Annotated in this window: 5 protein-coding genes; 2 read left to right on the top strand and 3 right to left on the bottom strand. The window is 51.6% G+C overall.

The annotated features are described in order from the left end of the window. From ACWVCN_RS00735 to ACWVCN_RS00725, 3 genes are all read right to left on the bottom strand, one after another. The coding region (locus tag ACWVCN_RS00735) for a hypothetical protein (protein WP_455243589.1) at window positions 1–315 on the bottom strand (315 nt) is incomplete at its 3' end. A gap of 230 nt (window positions 316–545) precedes the next feature. After that, a complete protein-coding gene (locus ACWVCN_RS00730; protein ID WP_455243588.1) occupies window positions 546–1,190 on the bottom strand; it encodes a sulfite oxidase-like oxidoreductase in 645 nt (214 codons plus the stop codon). A gap of 61 nt (window positions 1,191–1,251) precedes the next feature. Further along, a complete protein-coding gene (locus tag ACWVCN_RS00725) occupies window positions 1,252–2,319 on the bottom strand; it encodes a thioredoxin domain-containing protein (RefSeq protein ID WP_455243587.1) in 1,068 nt (355 codons plus the stop codon). Between the two features lie 438 nt (window positions 2,320–2,757). Here ACWVCN_RS00725 and ACWVCN_RS00720 point away from each other — a divergent pair, with 438 nt between their 5' ends. After that, window positions 2,758–4,290, top strand: a complete 1,533-nt coding sequence (locus ACWVCN_RS00720) for a glycosyltransferase (RefSeq protein WP_455243586.1) — start codon at window positions 2,758–2,760, stop codon at window positions 4,288–4,290. Continuing rightward, on the top strand, window positions 4,221–5,027 hold the full coding sequence (locus tag ACWVCN_RS00715; RefSeq protein ID WP_455243585.1) for a PilZ domain-containing protein: 807 nt from the start codon (window positions 4,221–4,223) through the stop codon (window positions 5,025–5,027). The genes ACWVCN_RS00720 and ACWVCN_RS00715 overlap by 70 nt, the downstream gene beginning before the upstream one ends. Window positions 5,028–5,179: the final 152 nt, after the last annotated feature.

Here is a 5,179-nt window from a genome sequence, read left to right as displayed (position 1 = left end):
TTGGTTTGGCGCAAGTATGGCCATGCCTTTGGCCGCAGCCACGTATTCGGAAGAAGGCAGTCCCAACAATGTCGTTCCAAGCCTGGCAACAGCGTCGAGGCAAGAGGATCGATCTTCTCCGCCAACTTCGGGGAATGGTGCAGCCTCGCCGAACCCCTGTGTGCCGTCGTCCAACGTGAGACGAATGAATAGGTTCTCCGCAGTAATACGAGATCCTGTGGCAACGACAAAGGGATCCTTCAGGGGTATATTAATGGGCCAATACTCAATCGCGTGAACTTTCGGATGCGTCCCGGCCATTGCAGGCGGCATCATAACGAGAAATTCATATTAGTGCCAATGTAGGGATGCGTGTATCCGCTTCTGAGCATGACTAGAGGAGAATGCCTTGAAAGGAACACTTTTGAGAGACTTCTACATTGCCGGAAGGGCGCTACAAACTTTGCCGAAAACAGGGAGGATTGAACGGCGAAAGGAAAAACGAATGGAAACCTGTTGCTTCAAGGTATTAATATGAATCGCAATGAATTACGCAGAAGTGTTCCTCACGCGTAGCGATCGTTGAGCCAGGGTAACGCCGTATTAGAGTAACCTCGGACCTCCCAAAACCCCTTCTCGTCCTTATCAGAAAACGTTATCTCCTTCACCCACTTGGCTCCTTTCCACGCGTAGCGTTTCGGGACGATCACGCGGACAGGGCCCCCATGTTCTTTTGAAAGAGGCTTGCCGTTCCATTTGTAGGTCAGGAGCACGTCGTCATCGTCGCATGCGTCCAACGGCAAATTGGTTGTGTAGTCGTCGTAAGATTTGAAGAGGACGAATTTCGCGAGTGTAAGGGGTTTCACGACGGAGATGATGTGTTTGAAACTTACCCCTTCCCATTCGTTGTCGTACCGGCTCCAAGAGGTGACGCAGTGAAAGTCCGATACATGTTTGAACTGAGGTTGGGATAGGAACTGTTCCCAATTCCAGGTAACGGGGTTGGTCACAAAACCGCCGATGGTGATTCTCCAATCCGAAAGCGCGATCTCCGGCTTGAAACCCAGATCGAGCACGGGAAAGGTTTCGACGAGGTGCTGCCCCGGCGGGAGCCGCTCGTCACCCTGCTCGAAGACTTCCCGTTCCTCTCCGCCGCGCCGTGCCTTGGCCCACTGCTCTTTGGTTTTCGTTAAACGAGTTGATTCATCCATAACCGGCCTCCTTCTAGAGAGTAGGGCAGAAGGAGGTCGGATGACAAGATGGAATCAACTTTTACGAGAGAGGCGGATTGTTGACTGACTCGGCATTCAAGAGCGGATCAATCATAGCTTGAAAATCGGAGACAGTCTGTGCGCCAACCATTGGCCGTCCGTTGATGAAAAAGGTCGGTGTGCTGGAAATCCCTAGCCGCATAGCGTCTTGCATGTCATTGAGAATTTCCTTGCGATGGCGGCCAGAACTCAAACATTTGGTGAACGCCTCTTCCGGAAGTCCCACCTCTTTTGCCAAACCTGAAAAATCCCAACCCCTTCCGGCCGATTGCCGCTCAAACAGCAGATCGTGGTATTCCCAAAACTTCCCTGATTCATTAGCACACTGGGCTGCTTCGGCTGCTGGCGCTGCATCTGAATGATTAGGACCTGGATAATCCCGGTAAACGATCCTGATCTTTTCTCCATACAGGCGTTGGAGAACTTTCAATACGCCCACGCTCTTTTGGCAGTAGGGACATTGGAAGTCTGAAAATTCCACGATCGTAATCGGGGCATCTGCCGGGCCGACGGAGGGATCGTCATCGACACTGACCGGGAGAACAGGTGATTCTAGGGGAGTAAATGATGTGCTGATGTCCGCCTTGCGTCGAAGGGAGACTAGAAGTGCTTGGCGAATTCTCGCTTCCTCTTGAATGTCCTGCATGACATCCTGCCCTGATCCCTCGTCCGATCCGGCCACAGTCACCCTTCGGACTGCAGCGGGCATATCCGCCATTTTCATAATCGTCTCCGATTTGGAGGCTTTCTTCAGTAACTCGGAAACAGTGATGTGTTGTCGCGAAGCCTCTTGTTCCAACAGCACATCCTCAATCTTCCTTTGAAGTGTGCGTTGTAGCAATTGGTCGCGCTGTTGATCCACTTGATAGAGAGGCAAGGCCGCAGCCTGCTCCACGTCATGGAGTGTGATGGTATGGCTGCCGACTGTCGCAACGACTGTGGAGGAGGAAACTGGCGCGCTTCCGGAGCCAGGCTGAGTTTGTGATGCCAGCAATGTGGCTGTTGCGAGGAAGGCGGTAACAAGGCCAACGCCAGCCAATCGTAAAGTTGTCCTGATAGGCAGTGCCATAGTCTCGTCCTTTCCTAGCTCGATGGGCGATACGTTCTCGAATCGAAGACCGAACGAGGTCTTCAGTCATAAAGAGTCATGGCTTGAAGTGTCCCATCGAACGTCGCAGATGGCTATCCCTCAACCGGTGGGGGATAGGCACCTACGAGCGAGGAATATCACGCTGTCTGGAGTTTGCCCAAGCAATTCCGCGCAATCAGTAAATTTGAAAAAGCCCGGTGCAAGGTGAATCGTTGCAGCCGGGTTCTTCGGTGATGTTCATCTCAAGGAATACCACCACTGTATAAGGCTTGCCCCTCCGTTGTTGGTATAGGCGCGAAGACCTTTTCATATTAGTCTGAGTCATGGATGCCGCTGAAAGAAGCCAGATCCAAAATGCTTGTAATTTCGGAACAATCCATCAAAACGGTTGAAGCCGATGTGCCAAGGACATAGTTCATGAAGTGGTTCGAATATTTCTATAGCGATGCAGTAGCAGTCCCTCTCTCACTAATTCTATTAGCGGCGATTGGTTTGCTTAGTTGGAGGAAAAAGGGGCATCAGGTCATATTGGCCCTAACCCTTTTTCTTTACGCACGCTACTTGTTATGGAGAGGGCTATACACGCTGAACACGGGAGATTGGACCAGCCTTCTGGTGAGTTGGGCAGTCTATACAGCTGAAGCGTATGCCTTTGTTCAGGTCCTGCTCTTTGCCTATCATGCATGGTCTCCGCTCGAACGCAGGCCGGTGCCGATACGGCGCTATCCCGCCGTCGATATTTTTGTGACAGTAGTCAATGAGCCGTTGAACATCCTTCGCCGCACCTTGGTCGGCTGCATCAATCAGGACTATCCTAAAGACCGAGTTCGGGTCTACGTACTCGATGATGGTCAAAGAGATGATGTGAAGTCCTTAGCAGAATCGATGGAATGTGGGTATATCCGCAGACCTGATCGGCAACATGCCAAAGCAGGCAATCTGAATCACGCGCTTCAAGTGACGTCGGGAGAGATTATCGCAATCTTCGACGTCGACCATGTTCCGACGTACGCTTTCTTGAAAGAGACGGTCGGATTTTTTCAGGACGCCAAAGTTGCGTTTGTGCAAACGCCGCATCATTTTTACAACTCCGACATCTTTCAAAAGAATTTGCAGCTTGAAGGGGTGTTGAAGAATGAGCAAGCGTTGTTCTATCGCGTGCTTCAGGCTGGCCGTGACCATCACAATAGTGCTTTCTTTGCGGGAAGCTGTGGCTTGTTTCGCCGTCGTGTCTTGATGGAAGTCGGCGGGTTCCGCACAGAAACCGTGACGGAAGACATTCACACGAGCATGGTCGTCCATGCCAAAGGCTATCGGTCATGCTACCTCAATAAGGTTCTCGCCGCGGGGTTGATGCCGGAAACCTTCGAAAGTTCCATGAAACAACGGATACGATGGGCGATGGGCCATGTCCAAATCCTCTTTCAGGCAAATCCTTTTACAATGCGCGGGCTCAGTATCCCCCAACGCCTCGGGTACTTTGCCTCAATCTTCTATTTCCTTCACGGGATTCCAAGAGTCGTTTGCCTGGTCGCCCCGTTGTTTGCGTTACTTCTTGGGATCATCCCTGTGACAGCCGATGTGCCGTCTCTGGTCAACTTTTTCGGGTCCTACTATGTGGCGACATTGGTCATGCTGAGAACCGTTAGTCGGGGAACAAGAAATGCGTTTTGGTCCGATATTTATGAAACGGCCGACAGCGTTGCTCTGAGTTGTGCCACGCTCAAGACCGCACTGAGGCCTTGGAAGAAGCGGCCGTTCGTTGTCACCCCGAAGGGTGTGCCTCAAGAAACTCGTGGTTTCTCCCGATTCTCGTTTGTGATTCCTCACTTAGTGATCATGGGACTTCTTGTCGCAGGAATAGTCACGGGCCTCCGCCTGTGGCTGGCAGGGGTTATCCTGCCCGGTTTAGAGGTCAGCCTTTTTGGGGGTTCGTCAATCTCGTTCTGATTGGCGTCGCTATTTTGGCAGCTGTAGAGCTCCCAGAATGGCGAAAAATCTTTCGCATCAAGCGGCGGATGCCATGTGAATTGATTGCCGGAGAAGAACGGCTTAGCGGTACTGTCGAGGACATCAATGAAACAGGTGTGCTCATTCGGTCGAATCGGCAAGTGTTGGTCGGGGAAGACAGCGTCCTGTTCAGCGTCGTTAGCTCAGCAGGTGAGCGCCTCACCGTTGAAGGGAGGATCTGCCGTCAAAAGGTTTTGTCTTCAAATATCTTTGAGATAGGTCTGAACTTTATCGACATCGATCGCAAAACAACCGATTCATTAATTGCGGCGACGTTTTCCGATCATCACCACTGGAATCAACCCCAGGTCGAGCCAGGGATATTTCGCAGCCTGTGGTCGATCATCCGCGTGTTCCGGATGGTCTTTGCGAATTCAAGAAGGTCACATCGGTATCAGCGGCGCGGGACTTTTGAACAACCATGCCGAATGGAATGCCAAGGCCGAACGGTGCAGGGAACTGTGGGGACGATTTCAAAGAGCGGACTTTCAGCCAAGTTCGCAGGAACGGTTGATTTGATAGGTGAACATGGAACGTTGCATGTAGAATGTTTGTCATTCAAGGTCCGACGATGCTGGGTGATGCAGTGCGAAGCAATGGTCGTGGCAGGCTTTGCAATCGAACGCGTAGACAAGGGAACAGAGCAATGGCGAAAAATCACGTCACTTGCGGCATAGCCCTGTTTGCGGTCCTGCTGTGGCCTGGAACTGGTATGGCTGGAGACGTCTTTACCGGCTATCAAATCGATCATCAGGGACAATATTATTCATATCTCGGAGTTCGAACGCCTATCACTCCAGGAGAGTCGAAACTCCAACCATTTATTCAG

The organism is Petrachloros mirabilis (assembly GCF_975968855.1).
The sequence above is the reverse complement of the archived record's forward strand: the minus strand, read 5'-3'. Positions and strand labels throughout refer to the sequence as shown.